This window comes from Arthrobacter sp. MYb224 (assembly GCF_002975455.1).
Taxonomy (GTDB): domain Bacteria; phylum Actinomycetota; class Actinomycetes; order Actinomycetales; family Micrococcaceae; genus Glutamicibacter.
Map to the genome: position 1 here is coordinate 192,113 of NZ_PCPU01000001.1, position 18,699 is coordinate 210,811.

The 18,699-nt window shown below is 58.0% G+C and carries 17 protein-coding genes and 1 pseudogene; 4 read left to right on the forward strand and 14 right to left on the reverse strand.

The window, feature by feature from the left end:
• Positions 1-249 precede the first annotated feature (249 nt).
• Positions 250-774 carry a hypothetical protein gene (locus CQ017_RS00945; protein WP_096284495.1) on the forward strand — a complete coding sequence of 175 codons (525 nt, stop codon included), beginning with the start codon at positions 250-252 and terminating at the stop codon, positions 772-774.
• Positions 775-828: 54 nt separating this feature from the next.
• Entirely contained in the window at positions 829-1,392 is a 564-nt protein-coding gene (locus tag CQ017_RS00950; protein ID WP_141393495.1) for a phosphatase PAP2 family protein, read from the forward strand.
• On the opposite strand, the gene CQ017_RS00955 is transcribed toward CQ017_RS00950, so the two are convergent.
• From CQ017_RS00955 to CQ017_RS01005, 11 genes and pseudogenes are all read right to left on the reverse strand, one after another.
• Positions 1,369-1,698: a hypothetical protein gene (locus CQ017_RS00955; RefSeq protein WP_096284499.1), complete on the reverse strand. Its 330-nt coding sequence runs from the start codon at positions 1,696-1,698 to the stop codon at positions 1,369-1,371. The genes CQ017_RS00950 and CQ017_RS00955 overlap by 24 nt on opposite strands.
• Before the next feature lie 192 nt (positions 1,699-1,890).
• On the reverse strand, positions 1,891-2,490 hold the full coding sequence (locus tag CQ017_RS00960; protein WP_096253684.1) for a recombinase family protein: 600 nt from the start codon (positions 2,488-2,490) through the stop codon (positions 1,891-1,893).
• A 789-nt stretch (positions 2,491-3,279) separates the two neighbouring features.
• Positions 3,280-3,756 (reverse strand): hypothetical protein, encoded by a 477-nt coding sequence (locus CQ017_RS00970; RefSeq protein WP_141393430.1) that lies wholly within the window; start codon positions 3,754-3,756, stop codon positions 3,280-3,282.
• 203 nt (positions 3,757-3,959) lie between these two features.
• The gene (locus CQ017_RS17790) at positions 3,960-4,340 is read right to left on the reverse strand and encodes a hypothetical protein (protein ID WP_141393431.1); all 381 of its coding nucleotides are present in this window, start codon (positions 4,338-4,340) and stop codon (positions 3,960-3,962) included.
• 358 nt (positions 4,341-4,698) lie between these two features.
• Positions 4,699-7,692: pseudogene (locus CQ017_RS00975) on the reverse strand (Tn3 family transposase); the annotation flags it as partial.
• Positions 7,693-7,900: 208 nt separating this feature from the next.
• On the reverse strand, positions 7,901-8,683 hold the full coding sequence (locus tag CQ017_RS00980; RefSeq protein ID WP_096284686.1) for a GntR family transcriptional regulator: 783 nt from the start codon (positions 8,681-8,683) through the stop codon (positions 7,901-7,903).
• An 84-nt stretch (positions 8,684-8,767) separates the two neighbouring features.
• Complete coding sequence (locus CQ017_RS00985) at positions 8,768-9,169, reverse strand: cytochrome c oxidase subunit 4 (RefSeq protein ID WP_105552125.1); 402 nt, start codon at positions 9,167-9,169, stop codon at positions 8,768-8,770.
• A gap of 2 nt (positions 9,170-9,171) precedes the next feature.
• Positions 9,172-10,890, reverse strand: coding sequence for a cytochrome c oxidase subunit I (gene ctaD / locus CQ017_RS00990; RefSeq protein WP_096284690.1), 1,719 nt, complete (start codon positions 10,888-10,890; stop codon positions 9,172-9,174).
• 5 nt (positions 10,891-10,895) lie between these two features.
• Positions 10,896-11,786 (reverse strand): cytochrome c oxidase subunit II, encoded by an 891-nt coding sequence (coxB, locus tag CQ017_RS00995; protein WP_096284692.1) that lies wholly within the window; start codon positions 11,784-11,786, stop codon positions 10,896-10,898.
• A gap of 213 nt (positions 11,787-11,999) precedes the next feature.
• Positions 12,000-12,374: an iron-sulfur cluster assembly accessory protein gene (locus CQ017_RS01000; protein WP_096284694.1), complete on the reverse strand. Its 375-nt coding sequence runs from the start codon at positions 12,372-12,374 to the stop codon at positions 12,000-12,002.
• A gap of 134 nt (positions 12,375-12,508) precedes the next feature.
• The gene (locus CQ017_RS01005) at positions 12,509-13,918 is read right to left on the reverse strand and encodes a dipeptidase (protein WP_105552126.1); all 1,410 of its coding nucleotides are present in this window, start codon (positions 13,916-13,918) and stop codon (positions 12,509-12,511) included.
• Positions 13,919-13,987: 69 nt separating this feature from the next.
• Here CQ017_RS01005 and CQ017_RS01010 point away from each other — a divergent pair, with 69 nt between their 5' ends.
• Positions 13,988-14,581: a DUF3043 domain-containing protein gene (locus tag CQ017_RS01010; protein ID WP_096284698.1), complete on the forward strand. Its 594-nt coding sequence runs from the start codon at positions 13,988-13,990 to the stop codon at positions 14,579-14,581.
• Between the two features lie 373 nt (positions 14,582-14,954).
• Here CQ017_RS01010 and CQ017_RS01015 read toward each other — a convergent pair whose 3' ends face one another.
• On the reverse strand, positions 14,955-16,019 hold the full coding sequence (locus CQ017_RS01015) for a quinone-dependent dihydroorotate dehydrogenase (protein ID WP_105552127.1): 1,065 nt from the start codon (positions 16,017-16,019) through the stop codon (positions 14,955-14,957).
• A gap of 61 nt (positions 16,020-16,080) precedes the next feature.
• Between CQ017_RS01015 and CQ017_RS01020 the strand changes: the two genes are divergently transcribed.
• Positions 16,081-17,118, forward strand: coding sequence for an alpha/beta hydrolase (locus CQ017_RS01020; RefSeq protein ID WP_181148247.1), 1,038 nt, complete (start codon positions 16,081-16,083; stop codon positions 17,116-17,118).
• On the opposite strand, the gene CQ017_RS01025 is transcribed toward CQ017_RS01020, so the two are convergent.
• Together CQ017_RS01025 and recO are read right to left on the reverse strand one after the other, a co-directional pair.
• On the reverse strand, positions 17,115-17,921 hold the full coding sequence (locus CQ017_RS01025) for an isoprenyl transferase (RefSeq protein WP_105552129.1): 807 nt from the start codon (positions 17,919-17,921) through the stop codon (positions 17,115-17,117). The two genes, CQ017_RS01020 and CQ017_RS01025, sit on opposite strands and share 4 nt — an antisense overlap.
• On the reverse strand, positions 17,918-18,667 hold the full coding sequence (gene recO, locus CQ017_RS01030; protein WP_096284706.1) for a DNA repair protein RecO: 750 nt from the start codon (positions 18,665-18,667) through the stop codon (positions 17,918-17,920). Before recO ends, CQ017_RS01025 begins: the two co-directional genes overlap by 4 nt.
• Between the last annotated feature and the right edge of the window lie 32 nt (positions 18,668-18,699).

Consider the following 18,699-nt stretch of genomic DNA (forward strand, 5'->3'; position numbering starts at 1 on the left):
ATGGCGGGAGTTCCACGGTTCAGCTAGGCATCGGAACGCACACGATCAAGACTTACTACTCCCATCCTGGCTATCGTGTAGTTAGCGCCAATACTTCCGAGGCAGGGCTGATAAACAACATCGTTCATGTTGCGAAAGAAAACGCGTCAAGTGAGTGCTACTGGTCATTTCATGGAATCGGTGGAGACGCGAAGCTTGATTGCTGGGTGAAATGAGATCAGGACGCCTAGGAATAAAGGGAGTGATCTGATGTTGATTAAAAATTACGCCAAGACTGTGAAATTTGTTGTTTCAGGTGTGGCGATAGCGTTGATTTATGTCCTCACTCTTGGGGTGTTGACCGCTCAAGCAATAGGGTTGCGCGGAGGGGCGGTTCTAAACCTAAATAATGAACTTGTAGGTGTGCAAGATCCAAGTGTTCCGTACTTACAGATAGTTGCTGTAATGGGGGTTGGGCTGCTTGCGGCTTATGCTGTTTGGTACGCGCCTCGGCGTCTGCCGACGAGCAATCAGCTTGCCTTGACCATAGGTTTCTTTTCCACAAGCGTGGCCCTTGTCGTGTACAGCTATGCGTTTATTGAACGAGGCAACCCGATGCAAAGCATAGCTACTGGAGAACTTGAGGGATGGGAAGGGTGGTTGCTAAAGGCCAGTAATGAGTCTTCCCTTCATCTTGTGCTGGCACTGGCTTTCTGCCTTGGCGTATATCAGGTGATTGGAACGTTGCGAGGAAGTGCGAGAAGCAGTAGTGAAAGTGGCACAGGGGGCTCCTAGCCCTCTCCCGTATGAGATTATCGTTCCGAGGGATCAGATTGCTAGGCTCAAGCGGTGGAAAAATACGCCAGATTCATCAGCAACATTGCTTCACCGCCTGCACTAGTCACTCTCGTACTCCTGAGCACTCCTCTAAGACATGCCCACGTCGCGTGGCCACCAACCTTGGTGGCCACGCTCTTCGTCGGACTGATTCCCTGGGCGGCGCTGATCTGGATGAGACTGCGCGGACAGGTCACCGACGTGCACGTCACCCAACGCCAGCAACGTTGGCCGATCCTGCTGATCACCCTGATATCAATCCTTGGCGGAATCGCCGTGCTGCTGGCGGTTTCGGCGCCAGGCCAGATCATTGCCGAAGTGCTTTTCATGCTTGCCGGATTGGTCATCGTCGGGATCGTGAACCTCGCTTGGAAGCTTTCCATCCACGCGGCGCTGGCCACCTTCGCAGCCCTGCACTGTCTGCTGGCCTTGCCTGCAGGAGCGCAGATCGCGGTAGTGATTATCGCTCTGGTGGGATGGGCGAGAATCCGCAGCGGCCATCACACTCCCACACAAGTCATGGCGGGAACTCTCATCGGCGTTCTGGTGAGTTTAGGAGACCTTTTGGTGGTGTAAACGAGGGGAGAAGGGGACTTTATGGCGGTGCAGCGTGGTGGAGATCCAACCCAATGTCACACCTGCCAACACGAACAGCATCGCCGGATAGACAATCAAATCAGTGAGCCAGTCCAGCTGCCGGTTCGATAGCTCCACCAAATGTCCCATAGGCGAGATCACGCCGAAGGCAAAGCCGATCGCCATCAGCTTTTTTGAGTAATAAGGAACCCGGTACACCGAGCCCACGGTTGCCTGCACAAGCGGTCTGACCAGCATTGCCGAGACCATCGCGGGATAAATGTAGAGGGACAGCTTATAGAGCACGACCTCAGACTCTTTTTCCCTGAAGTCGGGGTCTGAGGAAGATCGGTACGGAAATTCACGCTAACGACATCCCGGTGTCGATCCTGGCGTGGATAGGGCTCGCGAAAAAGCGAAATGCCCGACGCAAAGCTTTCGCAGTGTGGGGCAACGGATGAGAGCCGCACGTCATCTTTCGGTGGTGGCAGGAAGAGGTCACGGAGTGATTGTGCCGGTTTTCTTGCGTTGGTCGCGTTCAACGGCCCGGTAGATGGTGGATCGGCTGATGGAGAATAGTTCTGCCATTTCGGTCATGGTGTGTTTGCCGGCATCGTGCAGTTCGAGGAGGTGTGTTTCTTGTTTCACGGTGAGTTTTGGCTGTTTTCCCCGGAGTCGGCCGTTGGCCTTGGCAACCTTCATTCCTTCGCGGGTGCGCATGCTGATGAGGTCGGCTTCGAACTCAGCGATCATCGCCAGGACGTTGAACAGCAGTTTGCCCATTGGGTCGGTGGGGTCGTGGACGGAACCACCGATGCTGAGTCTAATTTCGCGTCTGGCGAGGTCGTCGGCTATCTCGTGGGCGTCTCGGACGGACCGGGCCAGGCGGTCGAGTTTGGTAACGACGAAGGTATCTCCGGCCCGGCAGGCGGCGAGGGCTTCGTGAAGTCCTGCGCGATTCTTGTTCCTGCCGGTAAAGCCATGATCAACATAGACGCGTTCGGGTTCAACGCCGAGGGATGCCAGGGCATCACGCTGGGCGGTGAGGTCTTGCTCCTCCGTGGACACGCGTGCGTAACCGACCATGATCTTAGACATGTAGATCAGTGTGTCACATAGGGATCCTTCACCGGACAGTTCACCGTACACCCTATACGGACACTTCATAGGTCACCATTAGCAAAGCAGCAGGTCAGCGGTTGGCGTGTCCGGTGGAGGACCGGCTTATGGGACATGTGAAAATATCAGCCCGGGCAGATCCTTTTGGGACGATCTTTCGATTTCGGAGGCAAGAGTGATCCTATTAAGTAACCAACCAGGTTAGCGGATGTCATATGTTTGTGTTTTGGAAATGCCATAAGGACTGGGAGGATTGGCTCATGGGAATTATTGCTGAGATCTTCCGAGTCGAGGATTGGCGGCGTACGCCGATTCAGGTTTGGGCTTCGTTTGTGGCTTGGGTCGTTGTTGCTATTTCTACGAATTTGATCCTGATCCTGGTCGAATGGCCAACCGCCCCGTGGCGATTGCTCATGGCGCTTTTGGCTGGAGTCTTGTCCTCAGGCCTAGTCCGGTGGTTAGTCAGTCGTAAGCAACCGGTCAGCGCAAATCCATTTGAATAGTGTTTACAGAATTGTTGGAAAGATCAGAGGCTTGTTCGCACCGGTGATTCAGTAATCGATTTTGAGCGGGGATGACCCATTGAGCGTTCCTCTTGCGGACCTCCTTACGGTACGGTCCAAAATGTCAATCCGGACAGACCCCTAACGGGACGATGGCTCTGATTTTGTAGTCAAAAGAAGTGATTTACCTGATTACCCGAACGGTTCCGCAATCGACGATAAAACCACCGATATCAAGGCCTTGGCAGGCCGCCGGCCACGCTTCCTAACCTGCCTGAATTAGGTCTATAGCTTCCTGAGCGCTGTGGTCTGGCGAGAAGTCAATCTGTACCCGGCCATTATCTATTGCTTGCATTACCGTGACGACAGCTTGTACTTCTCCGCCGATCTTCAGGAGCAGACGTTCCGAACTTCCAGTTTGGGCGGCCTTTTCCGTGAGGGCACGGAAGACCTTTGTGCCATCTTTGGTGAACGTCACGTCCACGGTATTCGGACTCTGATCACCGGCGGCTGAAACGTTTTTGACTCCGACTCGTTCGAAATCAGAGGGGAGTACAACATTCTCGCCCTTGACCAAAACACACTTCGGGTCCGACCCCGCAACACACGTTTCTGATACTGCTGCTTCGACCGCCGCGCCGGTGTCCGAAGGTGTTTGGTTCCCATCAGCATTGGGAGAACACGCACTTAGCGCCAACATGGTTAATACAGCCAGAGCGAGCCGCGGTGTTAGAGGATTCATGACGAGCCTTTCTCGGAAACGTTAGATGAATGTCGAAACAACATCTTTATCCAACATTAGGAGAAAAGTCAGGCGTTCACCAGTGTCCAGTAGTCACGAACTCATATGGCGTCATTTGAATGCTAGCCAGTGGGTCCGTTTAGGGTTCGGCTCACGGGACAGCACTAACTGCCAAGTAGCGGGTGCAAACACGTTATTGCTGGTCACGCAAATGTGTCCAGCGCCTGCCGGTAACTGTCGCTGTTATTGCGCGTTGCGAAGTTCATAAGCAAGGTGTTCTCACCAAGTTTTTGCGTGAACTCACCCGTACAAGGAATAGTAATGATCTTGCGAAGGCCGGCGCGCCAAGCCGGGATTAGGTTTGGGAGATCGCGCCGTTCTGGACTTTCTTCGGCTCTCACCGGCGAGGTAGCAAGATAAGCGTTCCATCCCCGTTGAGACCATGTGCGGTAAGAGTCGTTGTCGAAGGCGCTGTCTCCGAATTCTTCGCGCCAGCCTGGTCTTTCGATACCTGTATGGATAGCAGCCTGCCATATGCGTGGCCAGGCAGATTCCCATTCGGCTTGAGTAGAGGTGCTGATCATGGCATCTCGTAGGGGTGTTGGGGTATCTGACAGTAGCGGTGGGAGATTGTCGCCATGAGGTGTCAGCTCGTAAGCTTCCCGTAACCAGAGCAACTCTAGGAGCAAGCTAGGTCGATCTTCGACAGTGATTATCATGTCGCGTGGCCACGGATTCTTATGTGTCGGTTTGCTCGAGCGCATGCGTCCCCCTGTTCTAGGTCTGTCTTATCCTCGTCGAGAATGGTTCCCAAAGCAACGGTTGGATCAAATGCAGATCGCCCCGATTCGAACCCGCGCTTGATGTCCCGTAGAGCGTTCCCCTCGCGGGCCGGTAGATGTCAGCGCTGTATTGCTTCGTTCCGGCTTCCCGGTCCTCGTCGGGGTTCCTGAAAGGTCGAAGTTGCGTGCCGGTGGAGTCCGCGGCGAAAGAGTAGCGACCCAGCATGTTGATGTGTTCCGAGACCAGCGGCGACAGTCGTTGTACGTCCTCGTCGGCAACGGGGACGCCGCGGTCGCGGAGTTCGGTGAGCGCGGCGTCCAGGTAGCGGGTGTTCCACAAGATGACCGCGTTCAGCACCAGACCGAGTGCGCCAAGTTGGTCTTCCTGGCCCTCCCGGTAGGACTGGCGTATCTGGCCTCTCCTGCCATGAAAGACGAGTCTGGCCAGCGCATGTCTGGATTCCTGCACAGTCAACTGGGTGTGGATTTGCCGACGATAACCCTCGTCGGCATCGATGAAGTCCAGCAGATGCTCGGTCTTGGCTATTCTGCCGTACTCCGCCAACGCCTTTCCGAGCAGAGTTGGTGTCCCACCGCCCTGGGTGACCCGCAGGATTTCCGAGGCGCGCACCGTCCCGGCGGTCAAGGACCCGGCAAGGCGAAGCATGTCCGGCCAGTTCGCCGTAATGAGCTCCATGTTGATTCGGTTGCGGCCGGCCACCGCGTTCAGCTTCCCATAGTCCGCCGTGGCGTCGACGCGCCAGAACCGTTGGTCCGGTAACCCTGCCAGGCGGGGTGAGAACCGGTATCCGAGCAGGGTGAAGAGCCCGAAAACCTGGTCCGAGTAGGAGGCCGTATCGGTGGCGACCATTTCGGGGCGTTGGCCGCCATCAAGATCGAGCAGCCCATCCAAAATATGCAGGGAATCGCGGACCGTTCCCGGGACCACGACGGCACCCAGCCCGGAGACCTGGTCGTTGAGATAGTTCAGCCAAGTCAATCCACGACCGTGGCCAAAGTACCGGGGATTTGCCCCGGAATTGACGGTGGCCACCGGCACCACGAACCGCATTCCGTCGACTGACGCCAACAAGCCTGTGCCCCAGCGTTGCGCGAGTCCCAGACCGGACTGGGCCTGGATTAGACGGGCGTTGGCCGCGCGAAGCGTATCGGCGCGTACATAGTTTTGATCTACGTGCGTCAGGCGTCCCCGAGTCAGTGCGGGGTGGCCTTCCTTGACCACCGGTGTCAGGCCGACGTTGCATGCCTCGGCAACCAGGATGGCGGCGACCGAAACGCTGAGCTGGCCCATCCTTGCGGAGGCCTCCGAGACGTGGCTGAATTCCGAGAGGAACCCCGTCCAGGAATGCACTTCCAGCAGCACATCGGGCAGGTCCACCCGCGGCAGCATCCCGGAGACCAAACTCCGCAACTGCGTCAGTGACTCCGGTATCGTCTTGGCCTCCAAAGGTGAGAGGTGGACTTTGCCGGAATCATCAATGCGTATCGCGGGATTGTCGGCCAGTTGCTCGGCCGCCGCAAGATAACGGGCATCAAGGCGGTGGCGAACATCGGCCAGGTGGTCCGCTGGCTCTTCCGGCAGCTGGAGCGCCCTCAAGGTCTCAGTCTTGGTTTTCTGCCACGCCGGATCGGTGAGCAACCGCGCCCGGGGATCTCCCCAGCGACGCCCACCCACCACGAAAATGTCCCTACGCCGCAGCGCCTTATGGACGGCCTCCATCACCGCCACCGTATAGGCCTTGCGGTCGATCTCCTCCGCAACCGTGACAAGACGCTGCCAAGCCGGCGAGAGCACGGACAGATCAACCTCGGCCGGGTCCTTTTTGCGGCCGTCCAGAACTTCCGGCAGCGCCGTCAGCGCCGCCAACGTTGGCGTCCCGCCCGCGGTGGCCCCGAAGGGTGCCGCCGCGGCCAACGCCGGCAGGAACGAGCGCACGGTGGCGAACCGGCGCATCATCTCGGTTGCAGTGTCCGCCCCGGTTCCGTCGGGATTCACCACTTCGTTCACCACCTCCAGCGCGGCGCGTATCTCGGGCAAGGAAACCTGATCGGCCAGCACCGAGGCGGCCTCTGCGCCGGAATACTCCGTGTTGTCCAACACCTCGACCAGTGTTTTCGCGGCCTTCGCCAATTGCAGTGAGGCCTTGGACAAGCGTGGCAGGGATTTCAACCGGGCGGCACTGGATTCCCTGGCTGCCTTGCGAAGAACGCGTTCGGTGACAATGGCGTCCAAGGCATCACACAAATCATCGGCAACTTCTGACGTCAAGGCGCGCACGGCACAGAGCAGTGTCGCACCCCGCCGCTGGTCTGATAGTTCTCGAAGCGATGAGGTCTTGCCCGCCAACCCGTAGCGGGCTAGGGCATTCATCCGACCCTCGGGGATCATCTCCACATCGATGGTCCCGTCACCCAGGGCCCGCAAGCGACCCAGCCGCTCCAACTGCCGCAACAACTCTGGCACCGATACCCTCGAGGGCCCGGTCCGCAATCTTTCCCACGCGGTCAGCCGTGATCCCTCCCCAACGCGAAGCAGGCCTTCCAATTCCAGGATCAAGGCGGGGCCGGCCGCGTCAACCAGCATGGAATGGAGGCGGTCATTTGCTCCGGCACGGACCTCTATAACCAGTCGTGTCAACGTAGAGACGCCGGGGAGAAGGACCTTGCGTTCACGCAGCCAGAGCACCGTCCGTTCAAACAGACGCACCGGTCCCTCCGACGACGTCCAGGCCCGGGCCTCCAGGAACAGCCTCAGCTCCGCGTGGCTGGCCGGATCGGAGAAATCCGCATACCCGTACACGATGGAAATTTCCGCGGCATGCTCATACCCGGTCTGTCCCCGCTGCGCATACAGCTTGAGCACGGAAGCATCCGCAATATCCAACTGCCCGGCCAGGAATTCCACCACCGGCCACGGAACAGCCAATGGATCCGTCAGGAACCGTCCTGCCACCCGCACCGTGATCAGTTGGACAGCAAATCCCAGGCGATTGTGCATTCCCCGACGGCGACCAACTACCGACAGGTCTGCATCGTCCAACCAACAGAAACGTTCCAGGTCCTCCGCCGATACCTCGTCGGGGAATCCGCCGAACCCTGCTGCCTGCTCATCACTTAGAAAATCGACCGCCATGGAACCCATTCAACAGGCCTCAGACTCTTTAGCGTGAATTTCCGTACCGATCTTCCTCAGACCCCAATCTCGCAGAACAATAAAGCAGGAGCGAATGCATGATTTTTGATTCGGTAGTCAGCGCAGGAGAGCTACGGCGCTGAGGGCGGTCGGAAGCAATTAGGCAATGGTGGAACACTCGCCAGAGCCGCTGTACGCGATTCTAAGCCTAGAAATTCTCCGTATAGCGAGGTGTGCGCGTTCCGAGCCGTTGCAGCGGCACAAAGAGCTTGTACCGGTCTGAGCGATACAGCGAGACCGAATAGTCGGCAAGCCGCTCGCCAATGTAGGCATATCGGGTGATCTGCAGAAGTGGGAAGCCAGGTTCAACACCGAGCAGTAGCGCTTGCGCGCTGCTTGCGGCGGTGCTTTCAACCTGGTCTTCGCCCCACTCCAGCAAGATCCCGTAGCGCTCGTGGAGCGCCTGATAGAGCTTGGATGGCGGCGGTCCGTCGGTGAAGCCTGGCACCAGGTCCGCGGGCATGTAGTTCTCATCCAGGCTCATGGGGGTGCCGTCCGCAAGCAGCAGACGCTTGAAGCGGATCACCGCCGTGCCCTCGTCAACCATGAGCTGCGCGCTGAGGTAGGCCGAGGCCTTGAGTTCGTCGAACTCCAGCACGCGTGCGTCGGGCACCATGCCGCGGCGCATCATATCTTCGGAGTACGAGTGCAGCCGTACGCGGAGATCCATTTTTTCCGGGACCACGAAGGTGCCGATGCCGACCACGCGTTTGAGTACCTGCTCATCGACCAAGGCATCAATTGCCTGGCGGATGGTCTTTCGCGCCACGCCAAAGTGAGCGGCCAGCTCACGCTCGGGTGGAAGCTTATAACCTGGCTTGCAGGCCTCCCGGGCATGCGTCTTCAGAATGTCACGGATCTGGCGATACTTGCTCGTCTTGCTCTGTGCATCGAGTGTGGCGGTAACGGCTGGCGTCGGCGAGTAACGCACGAGGATCTCCTTTGACAAGGCGGTGCTGCTTAAAATACTAACGGGGTGACAAGTAAAAACTTGTCACCCCGTTAAGAGAACTACTTAGTGGGCGTGATCGCCGCGGCTGTATTCGTAAACCCAGCCAACAAGTGCGACTACCGATAGGCCTGCTCCAATGTAGAAGACCCACCATCCAACGGCCAAGCCGAGGAAGCCAATTGCTGCGGCACCGGCAAGTACCAGTGGCCACCAGCTCCATGGCGAGAACAGACCGAGGTCTCCGGCGTTCTCGTGGATTTCGCCATCAATGCGGTCCTCTGGACGAGCACCAACACGCTTGGCGGTGAAGAACAGGTAACCGCCGACCATGGCCGACAAACCGGTGAGCATGAGCAGAGCCAGCAGGCCTACCCATTCGTTCCAGTTGGTCATGTAGCCATAGACAATTGCCACTGGGGTGAAGAAGAAGATTCCACCCAGGAAAAGCCAGGATTCAACTTTCATCTTTACAGGTCCTTCTGGTCAGCCGGTCCGAAGATCTTTGCGGCACCAGCAGTAGGAGTGGAACGACCACTCAGTTCTGGGTGGTGCAGATCCAGCGCAGGGCGCTCGGAGCGGATTCGTGGGATCGAGTGGAAGTTGTGACGTGGTGGAGGGCAAGAGGTTGCCCACTCCAGCGATGCGCCGAAGCCCCATGGATCGTCAACTTCAACCTTCTTGCCATTGCGGTGAGTGACCCACACATTCCAGAAGAACGGAATCATCGACATGCCCAGGATGAAGGCGAACACGGTCGAAACCTGGTTCATGGCGGTGAAGCCATCTTCTGGCATGTAGTCAGCGTAACGACGTGGCATACCCATAACGCCCAGCCAGTGCTGGATCAGGAAGGTGCCGTGGAAGCCGATGAACAGCAGCCAGAAGTGGATCTTGCCAAGGCGCTCGTTGAGCATCTTGCCGGTCCACTTTGGCCACCAGAAGTAGAAGCCGGCGAACATTGCGAACACCACCGTGCCGAAGACCACGTAGTGGAAGTGTGCCACCACGAAGTAGGTATCCGAAACGTGGAAGTCCAGCGATGGAGCGGAAAGGATGATACCGGTCAGTCCACCGAACAAGAAGGTGATCAGGAAGCCGATGCTCCACAGCATTGGAGTTTCGAAGGTAATCGAACCTCGCCACAGGGTGCCGATCCAGTTGAAGAACTTCACGCCGGTCGGCACCGCGATCAGCATCGTCATGAAGCCGAAGAACGGCAGCATCACGGAACCGGTCACGTACATGTGGTGAGCCCAAACGGAGACCGAAAGAGCTGCAATGGAGATGGTCGCGAAAACCAGGCCCTTGTAGCCGAAGATCGGCTTGCGGCTGAAGACCGGGAAGATCTCCGAAACGATACCGAAGAACGGCAACGCAATAATGTAAACCTCTGGGTGACCGAAGAACCAGAACAGGTGCTGCCAGAGAACGGCTCCACCATTATCCGGGTCGAAGATATGTGCCCCGAAGCGGCGATCTGCACCCAAGGCGAACAGCGCAGCTGCCAGCGGTGGGAAGGCCATCAGGACCAAGATCGAGGTGATCAAGGTATTCCACGCGAAGATCGACATGCGCCACATGGTCATGCCAGGAGCACGCAAGCAGATGATGGTGGTGATGAAGTTGACGGCGCCAAGGATGGTACCGAAGCCCGACAGTGCAAGGCCGAAGACCCAAAGGTCTCCACCGATGCCTGGCGAGAAGGTGGTGTTCGACAATGGTGCGTAAGCGAACCAACCGAAGCTAGCGGCACCCTGAGGGGTGAGGTAGCCAGCCAGGGCGATAGTCGAGCCCAAGGAGAAGAACCAGAAGGCCAATGCGTTCAGACGTGGGAAGGCCACATCCGGGGAACCGATCTGCAGTGGCATCATCACGTTGGCAAAACCTGCGAAGAGCGGGGTTGCGAACATCAGAAGCATGACGGTGCCGTGCATGGTGAACAGCTGGTTGTACTGTTCCTTGGTCTGCAGGATCTGCATACCTGGCTCGAACAGTTCCGCACGAATCAGCAGCGCCATGACGCCACCGATGCAGAACATGATGAACGAGGTGATCAGGTACATGTACCCGATCTTCTTGTGGTCGGTCGAAGTAATGTAGTCGACAAAGAGTCGACCCTTTGACTTCGGCACGACGGATGGGGCAATCGACTTGACGTCGTCGGTAGCATACTCAAACGTAGTCATAGCGATTACTCTCCTTCCTCTGCGTGACCGTGCTCCACAACGATGGAGTTGACCTTGTTAGGCTGACGGTCGTATTCCTCACCAATGTGGCCATCTTCCAGCTTGGCAAGTTCAGCCTTGAACTCTGCGTCGCTAACGACCGCAACGTTGAAGAGCATCTCCGAGTGGTACTCGCCGCAAAGCTCGGCGCACTTGCCATCGAAGTTACCCTCAACCTGTGGGGTCAGGTAGATGTAGTTGGTCTTGCCTGGAATCATGTCCAGCTTCTGAAGGAATGCTGGAACCCAGAACGAGTGGATAACATCGCGGCTGTTAAGCTCGAGCGTTACCGACTTACCTGCAGGCAGGTACAAGGTAGGCAGTGATTCCTTCACGCCAGCCGAGCCGTCCTTGTTCAGGTGAGCCTGTTCGCCAGCGAAGTACTTCTCCTGGCCCTGGTAGCTGTAGTTGAAGTCCCACGACCACTGCTTCGCGCGGACGTCTACGACGACCTCGGAATCCACAGGTGCGTTGATTGACTTCTCAACAGTGTTATTGAAGCTAAAGAAGACCAAAACAAGGACCAAAGGAATGGCCGTGTAGAAGATCTCCAATGGCAGGTTGTAGCTCAGCTGACGTGGGTAACCAGTATCGGTCTTACGGCGACGGTAAGCCACGACGCACCAAAGCATCAGACCCCAGGTCAGAATTCCGATAATGATCACGGCGATCCAAGAGTGAACCCATAGATCCTGGATTGCTCCAGTGTGGTTCGTGGTATCGCGCTCCACATTTGGGAGCCAACCGCGTTTAGCCTCCGCTGTACATCCCGTCAGCAGCAATGCGCCGGCGCCAACCAAGGCAATAACTTTTGCCTTGGCGGATCCGAGACTGCCGGTTCGGTGTTGCGAACTCACAGACGGCCCTTCCTCTTTGTTGGTGCAGAATGTGGTCTTCATAAGTCACCTCGCGGCTAAACGAGTTGCACGGTGAGGTGGCTCACGAAGGGAAACATAGTTTTACTACTTAATGTAGAGCTTACCCTCTTCGACCCCAGAATACCGAAAAACGCCGCCGTTCTAACGAGAAATTTCTTCAACGTTTGAACGGCGGCGTTAGTTCCCTAAGGCCTAGTGGAAGGAATCTCCACAGGCGCAGGAGCCGGAGGCTGCAGGGTTATCAATGGTGAAGCCCTGCTTTGAAATTGTGTCTTCGAAATCGATCGAAGCGCCGGAGAGATACGGCACGCTCATCTTGTCGACGATGACCTCTACGCCGTCGAAGTCACGCAGTGCGTCACCTTCGAGCATGCGCTCGTCAAAGTAGAGCTGGTAAATCAGGCCCGAGCAGCCGCCAGGCTGAACGGCGATACGCAAACGAAGGTCGTCACGGCCTTCCTGCTCCAGAAGTGAACGCACCTTCTGCGCAGCCACGTCGGAAATTTCTACCTCGTGGGTTGGTAGCTCGGTTGAGTCACCCTTGGTCTGGTCAACTGCTGCAGTCATGATTTTCCTCCCATACTGCTTGGTGTGACACCGTCGGCCCGAATATCTTCAGGTTATATGGCGCCTTTTCTTGATTCAATACTACGTCGCGGTCGCTGAAAATGCTCTCAGAACTTCTCCTTGTATGACGCGGTTCACAGGCCTTCGGAATTAATCCGCGCCAACAGCAGGGCTTCTGCGACAATCGCCTTCTGGAAGTCCCCAATGTGAAGCGACTCATTAGCCGAGTGCGCCCGCGAGTCGGGGTCTTCCACGCCGGTCACCAGGATCTGGGCCTGCGGGAATACGTCGAGCAGATCTGCAATGAACGGAATCGATCCACCCAGGCCCATGCTGACCGGCTCAACTCCCCACGACTGCTCCAGGGCCCAGCGTGCGGTGCCATTAGCCGAAGCTTCAAGATCCGCCTGATAGGCGCTACCTGCTTCGGTAGCCACAAACTGCACCTCGGCACCACGCAGGTCCACGGAGTTCACATGAGCTTCCAGCGAGGCCAAGGCCTGGCTTGGTTCCTGTCCTGGAGCCAAACGCATCGATACCTTGAAGCGCGTTTGCGGGATCAGGGTATTGGACGAGCGATCAACACTGGGCATATCCATTCCAATGACACTGAGCGCTGGTTTATTCCACAAGCGGTCCGTGATCTTGCCCGTGCCTGCCAGTTGAACGGATTCAAGCACCGAGCTGTCGCGGCGGAACTCGGACTCATCGAAGTCAACCTCGGCGATATCGTTCGCCACCAAACCGGGCACGGCAACCGAACCATTTTCATCATGGAATGACGCAATGAGTTTCGCTGCAAGAACCGGTGCGTCGAGCACCGGGCCGCCAAACATGCCCGAGTGAACTGCGTGCCCCAGCGAGCGCACGGTGATTTCCGCGGCCGCCATGCCGCGCAGCGAGCTGGTCAGGGCGGGAGTTCCCACGGCCCAGTTAGAGGAGTCGGCCACTACGATAACGTCGGCCGCGAGCTTGTCCTGATGCGCCTCCAGGAAGTTCCTGAAGGATGGCGAACCAGCCTCTTCTTCACCCTCGAAGAAGTAGGTGACGCCGACACCAAAATCCGCCACGGAATCCAGCACCGCGCACAGGGAAGCAATGTGCACCATGATGCCCGCTTTATCGTCCGCGGCACCGCGGCCATAGAGCCGCTCCCCCACCTTCGTGGCTTCAAAGGCCGGAGTGTTCCAGTCTTCTTCGTTGCCAGGAGGCTGGACATCGTGATGCGCGTAGAGCAGGACGGTTGGCTTGCCAGGCTGGGCCATGCGGCGAGCCACCACCGCCGGTGCGCCCATGACGCCATCCTCGGCTGGCTCGCGCAGAATCTCAACGCTCTCCATGCCAGCGTCACGCGCCAGCGCGGCCACGGCCTGAGCGCTTTCTTCCAGATTGGCCGGATCGAAGGATTCCCAAGCGACGCCAGGGATGGCTACCAGCGAACCGAGCTCTTTGAGGATCTTCTCAAAGTTCTTCTCGATATGACTTTTCAGGGCAGTGACATCGACGCCATGGTTCGAGGCGACGACTGAAGAATTATTTGTCATGACTTCAGCCTAGCAATGACCTAGGTTGCTAATGTCACTGTGCCGCAAACAACCCGGTAGGATAGGGGCGTGTTTGGACGTAAAAAAGATGACTCTCAATCCCCCGCAAATGAGGAGCCGACTGCACTGGCTCCCGAATCAACTGACGGCCGCAAGACTGGCCCGACCCCTAAGCGCAGCGCGCAGCAAGCCAGCCGCCAGCGCCCACTAGTGCCTACCGATCGCAAGGCAGCCAAGGAAGCCGATCGTCAACGACGCATCGAAGCCCAGAACCGCTTGCGCATCGCCAATGAGACCGGTGACGAACGCTACCTGATGCCTCGCGACAAGGGTCCGCAGAAGCGCTATGCCCGTAACTTCATCGACTCGCGCTGGATGTTCAGCGAATTCATGATGTTCGTAATCTTCGCATTCCTGATCTTGTCGTTGACGTTCAATCAGAACCTCTCGGTACAGATGTACGTGCAGGGTGCCCTGTGGGTTGTCATCGCCCTGGTGATCATCGAATTGATCGTCACTACGGTGCTGCTCAAGCGCCGCTTGGTCGCTAAATTCGGCTCCATGGATCGTGGAATCCGCATGTACGCGGCGATGCGCGGCATGCAGTTCCGCAAGCTGCGCCTGCCGAAGCCGCAGATTAAGCGCGGCGCCGACATCGACTAGTTTCATTGTCCAAATCTTCTAGGGCGGATTCCTTATGGAATCCGCCCTTCTTTTATGTCGTTCAGCCCCGCATAAAGCGAGGCCATTCACAACGTAGAAACCTTGTGAATCGCTTTACAAGGTTATAAAACTCAAAAGCCTGTGCCGCCACTGCTGCATCACATTTGCCCTTGTAAACGGGTTTACCAGCTCTTTGCGAGTATCCACAAGGTTTGGATTTGGTAACAGATGGTGCCGATGAGCACGGCCGCATTGGGCTGGCCAGCTTCTCCCCCAGCGTTGGGCGGTTTTTCACGCGGGAAATGGCACCCAGAGACAGCGAAGCTCCCGAAACGGTATTTCGGGAGCTTCAGACCGATCCTTCGACAGCAGATTACCGGCGGCTAGCTAGTTCCTTGTTGATGGCGCGTGCCCAGAACGGACCCTCATAGAGGAACGCGGTGTACCCCTGAACGAGATCGGCGCCCGCAGCGAGCCGTGTCTCGACGTCGGCGACGTTCTCCACGCCGCCGACGGAAATGATGGCCATCTTCGAGGGGACCAATTCACGTAGCTGGCGAAGCACTTCCAGCGAGCGTTCTTTCAACGGAGCACCGGACAAACCGCCGGCGCCGATTTCTTCGACCTTGGCGGCATCGCTGGACAAGTCTTCGCGTCCAATCGTCGTATTGGTGGCGATAATCCCATCCAGGCCTAGCTCGGTAGCCAACGTCGCGACATCGGCGAGATCTTCATCGCTCAAATCCGGTGCGATCTTCACCAATAGCGGGATGTGGCGGCCGGAGACCTGATCGGCCAACTGCCCGACTTCGCTGAGCAGCGGTCGCAGCGACTCAACGCTTTGCAACAGGCGCAGGCCCGGAGTGTTCGGGCTGGAAACATTGACCACCAAATAATCCGCATGGTTGGCCAGCTGACGCGTGGACTGCAGGTAATCGCCCACCGCATCGTCTAGTTCGACCAACTTGGTCTTGCCAATGTTCACTCCGATGACCGGGCGGGTGCCGGCATAGTCGGACTTGAGCCGCTGGCGTGCGGTGGCGACGCGGGCGGCGACGACCTCGGCTCCTTCATTGTTGAAGCCCATGCGGTTGATCACCGCACGGTCATCAACAAGACGGAAAAGCCGTGGCAAGGGGTTGCCCGGCTGCGCCTGACCGGTCACGGTACCGATTTCGACATGGCCGAAACCGATGTCGCTCAACGCCAAAATACCGGTGGCCCCCTTATCAAACCCGGCTGCCAGGCCGAATGGTGATGGAAAATCTATCCCCATCACGGTTCGCTGGAGTTTCGGATCGGGGGCAAAAAACTTTCGGGCTGCCTTGGTCAATCCCACACGTTGCATGAGCTTGATGGCGTCAAAGGCGAAGTAATGGGCCTTTTCAGGATCCATCTTGGTGAAAACATGCTTGAAGACCAGGGGATAAATGCGCATGGTTACTAGTTTCTCGTGAAGTTCCCGATTCCGACAACTTGCGGTCGGTATGCTTCAACATATGAAGGTCTCATCGAATTTACCTAGCGGGCAGTGGCCGGACTTCACCACCACGACCAACCCAGGGCAATGGGTGGCAGATCCGCTAGGCGAAGGCTTCGAATATACGACCTTGGACTTCGGTACCGATTCCGAGGGGCCGGCAGTGGGCACGCTCGTGCGCTACAAGCCCGCCGGTTGGCGCAACCGCCTACTGAGAAAGTTCAACGGGGTGGTGCTCAGCGTCCACGGGTGGAGCGACTACTTCTTCAACCGCGAACTTGCCGAATTCTGGCATCAGCGTGGATACCATTTCTACGCTTTGGATCTGCGGCGCTACGGGCGCAGTCTTCGGGCAGAACACGAAATTCCAGGCTACGTCGATGACCTCGCGGTATATGACCAGGAACTAGAAGCCGCCATGGACCTGCTCGGCACGGCCCATCCCGACCTGCCGATCATCGGGCAGGGGCACTCGCAAGGCGGACTGATCCTTAGCCTGTGGGTGGCACGCACCGGCCCGCGCATCCAGGCCCTGGTGCTCAATGCGCCGTGGCTCGAATTTCAAGGCACCGCATTTTTGCGCGTTCCGATGCATGGAATTCTCGAAGCGATCGGCCGCACCAATGGCCGGCGTAAATTGGCACTGCCGGAATTTGACCACTATTGGAATTCTTTGAGCGATCAAGGCGTCGGGGAATGGGACATCCATCGGCTATGGCGGCCGCGGCTGGCATTCCAGCCGACTACCGCTTGGATGAAAACCATTCTCGACGGACACGCCACCGTCGCCAAGGGACTGAACCTGACGCAACCTATTTTTGTGATCAGTTCTGACGCTTCGCATTTCAGCACCAGCTATTCGCCGGCAATGCAGAGCACCGACTCGGTGATTGACATACACCAGATCCGATTGCGTGCCTTGAAGTTGGGAAGTTTCGTGACGCTCGCGCAAATCCACGGGGCCATGCATGACGTCTTCACCTCAGCAGAACCTGCCAGGGCCGCCGCCTACCGGGATCTGGCGCTGTGGCTTCGGCTCCTCGACCGGCCGCGCTAATTCTTCGGCTTATCCACTGCCCCGCCGTAACGTCGATCGCGTTGCGCAAATTGCTCGACGGCGGTGAATAACGTCCTGCGGTCCACATCTGGCCAAAGCTGATCGAGGAAGACCATTTCCGCGTAGGCCGACTGCCACAACAGGAAGTTGCTGGTGCGCTGCTCGCCGCTGGTACGCAGGAAAAGATCAACGTCCGGAAGCTCTGGGGCGTAGAGGTATTTGCCGAGAGTTTTCTCCCCCACCGCCGAGGCCTTCAGCTTCCCGGCTGCGACGTCCTTGGCAATCGCGGACAGCGCGTCGCCAATTTCGGCGCGGCCGCCGTAGTTCACGCACATGGTCAGCTGGCAACCGAGATTAGCTTCGGTTAGCTCCTCGGCCGCACGAAGCTCGTTGACCACAGACTTCCACAGGCGCGGTTCACGTCCGGACCAGCGGATCCGCACACCCCAAGAATTCAAGGTATCGCGCTGGCGGCGCAGCACATCGCGGGAGAACCCCATGAGGAAGCGCACCTCTTCCGGGCTGCGTTTCCAGTTTTCCGTGGAGAACGCGTAGACGGAGACGTGCTTGATGCCCAGCTGCACGGCGCCGGCCATGACATCGAGCAACGCGGCCTCCCCGGCCCGGTGCCCTTCGGTACGCGGCAGGCCGCGCTGGTTCGCCCAGCGCCCGTTGCCGTCCATGACGATCGCGATATGCTCGGGGATCAGCGCCGCCGGAATGCTGGGCATCACCGGGTTATCCGGGTGCGGGTATGGCGTGACCGGACCTGGACGGCCGGTGATGGGGCGAAGCTTGCTCATGTTCTCTCCACGTGTCTTAATGACTTCACGGCACGTTCCAGGTGCCATTGCAGGTAACTGGCAACGATGTCCGCTGCCTGCTTTTTCGCTCGAGGTCCCCCCTGGGCGACCGTGTCCCAGTCGCCGGTCAGCAGGGCTTGCAGGTACCCGATGGTGATCGGATGCGGGGCGAGCGATCCCGCTGGCCGGCAGGCGGGGCAAACCACCCCGCCCAGGTGCACATTCAGTGCCTCATGCGGCCCCGCTGCACCGCAGCGCACGCAATCGGTGAACGAGGGGGCCCAGCCGGCAATGGACAGAGCGCGAAGAATATAGGAATCCAGCACGGCTCCGTCATCAACCCGATGCTTGGAGAGCAACGCGATCGCACCATGCAATAACAGATACTGCTTATTGGTCGAATCGGCATCTGCTTCAAGCAGCTTCTCGGCAATTTCAACCATGGCGGTGGCTACCGTGTAGCTCGCATAGTCGGTGACCAGCTGCTGGCCGTAGGGGGTGCGCAGCTGTGCCTGGGAGACGACGTCGAGATTTCGTCCCATCACGATCAGCGCATCAACCTCCATAAACGGCTCGAGCGTGGCGCCGAGGCGCGAAGAGGTGCGCCGTACGCCTTTGGCGACGGCGCGGACCAAGCCCGTGGGGGTGATCAGCGTAATGATGCGGTCCGCTTCGCCAAGTTTATGGGTGCGCAACACCAGACCGCGGGTGCGGTAGCTGCGCGAGGCGAATCCGGAACGTGACACATCCCCAATTCTCCCACCTCAACCGCGCAAGA

Bases quoted from the DNA above. Each gene is read 5' to 3' on its own strand.
- CQ017_RS00945 (WP_096284495.1), top strand. From the start codon at position 250: ATGTTGATTAAAAATTACGCCAAGACTGTGAAATTTGTTGTTTCAGGT.
- CQ017_RS00960 (WP_096253684.1), bottom strand. From the start codon at position 2,490: ATGTCTAAGATCATGGTCGGTTACGCACGCGTGTCCACGGAGGAGCAA.
- CQ017_RS00970 (WP_141393430.1), bottom strand. From the start codon at position 3,756: ATGAATCCTCTAACACCGCGGCTCGCTCTGGCTGTATTAACCATGTTG.
- CQ017_RS17790 (WP_141393431.1), bottom strand. From the start codon at position 4,340: ATGATCAGCACCTCTACTCAAGCCGAATGGGAATCTGCCTGGCCACGC.
- CQ017_RS00985 (WP_105552125.1), bottom strand. From the start codon at position 9,169: ATGAAAGTTGAATCCTGGCTTTTCCTGGGTGGAATCTTCTTCTTCACC.
- ctaD (WP_096284690.1), bottom strand. From the start codon at position 10,890: ATGACTACGTTTGAGTATGCTACCGACGACGTCAAGTCGATTGCCCCA.
- CQ017_RS01000 (WP_096284694.1), bottom strand. From the start codon at position 12,374: ATGACTGCAGCAGTTGACCAGACCAAGGGTGACTCAACCGAGCTACCA.
- CQ017_RS01005 (WP_105552126.1), bottom strand. From the start codon at position 13,918: ATGACAAATAATTCTTCAGTCGTCGCCTCGAACCATGGCGTCGATGTC.
- CQ017_RS01015 (WP_105552127.1), bottom strand. From the start codon at position 16,019: ATGCGCATTTATCCCCTGGTCTTCAAGCATGTTTTCACCAAGATGGAT.
- CQ017_RS01020 (WP_181148247.1), top strand. From the start codon at position 16,081: ATGAAGGTCTCATCGAATTTACCTAGCGGGCAGTGGCCGGACTTCACC.
- CQ017_RS01025 (WP_105552129.1), bottom strand. From the start codon at position 17,921: ATGAGCAAGCTTCGCCCCATCACCGGCCGTCCAGGTCCGGTCACGCCA.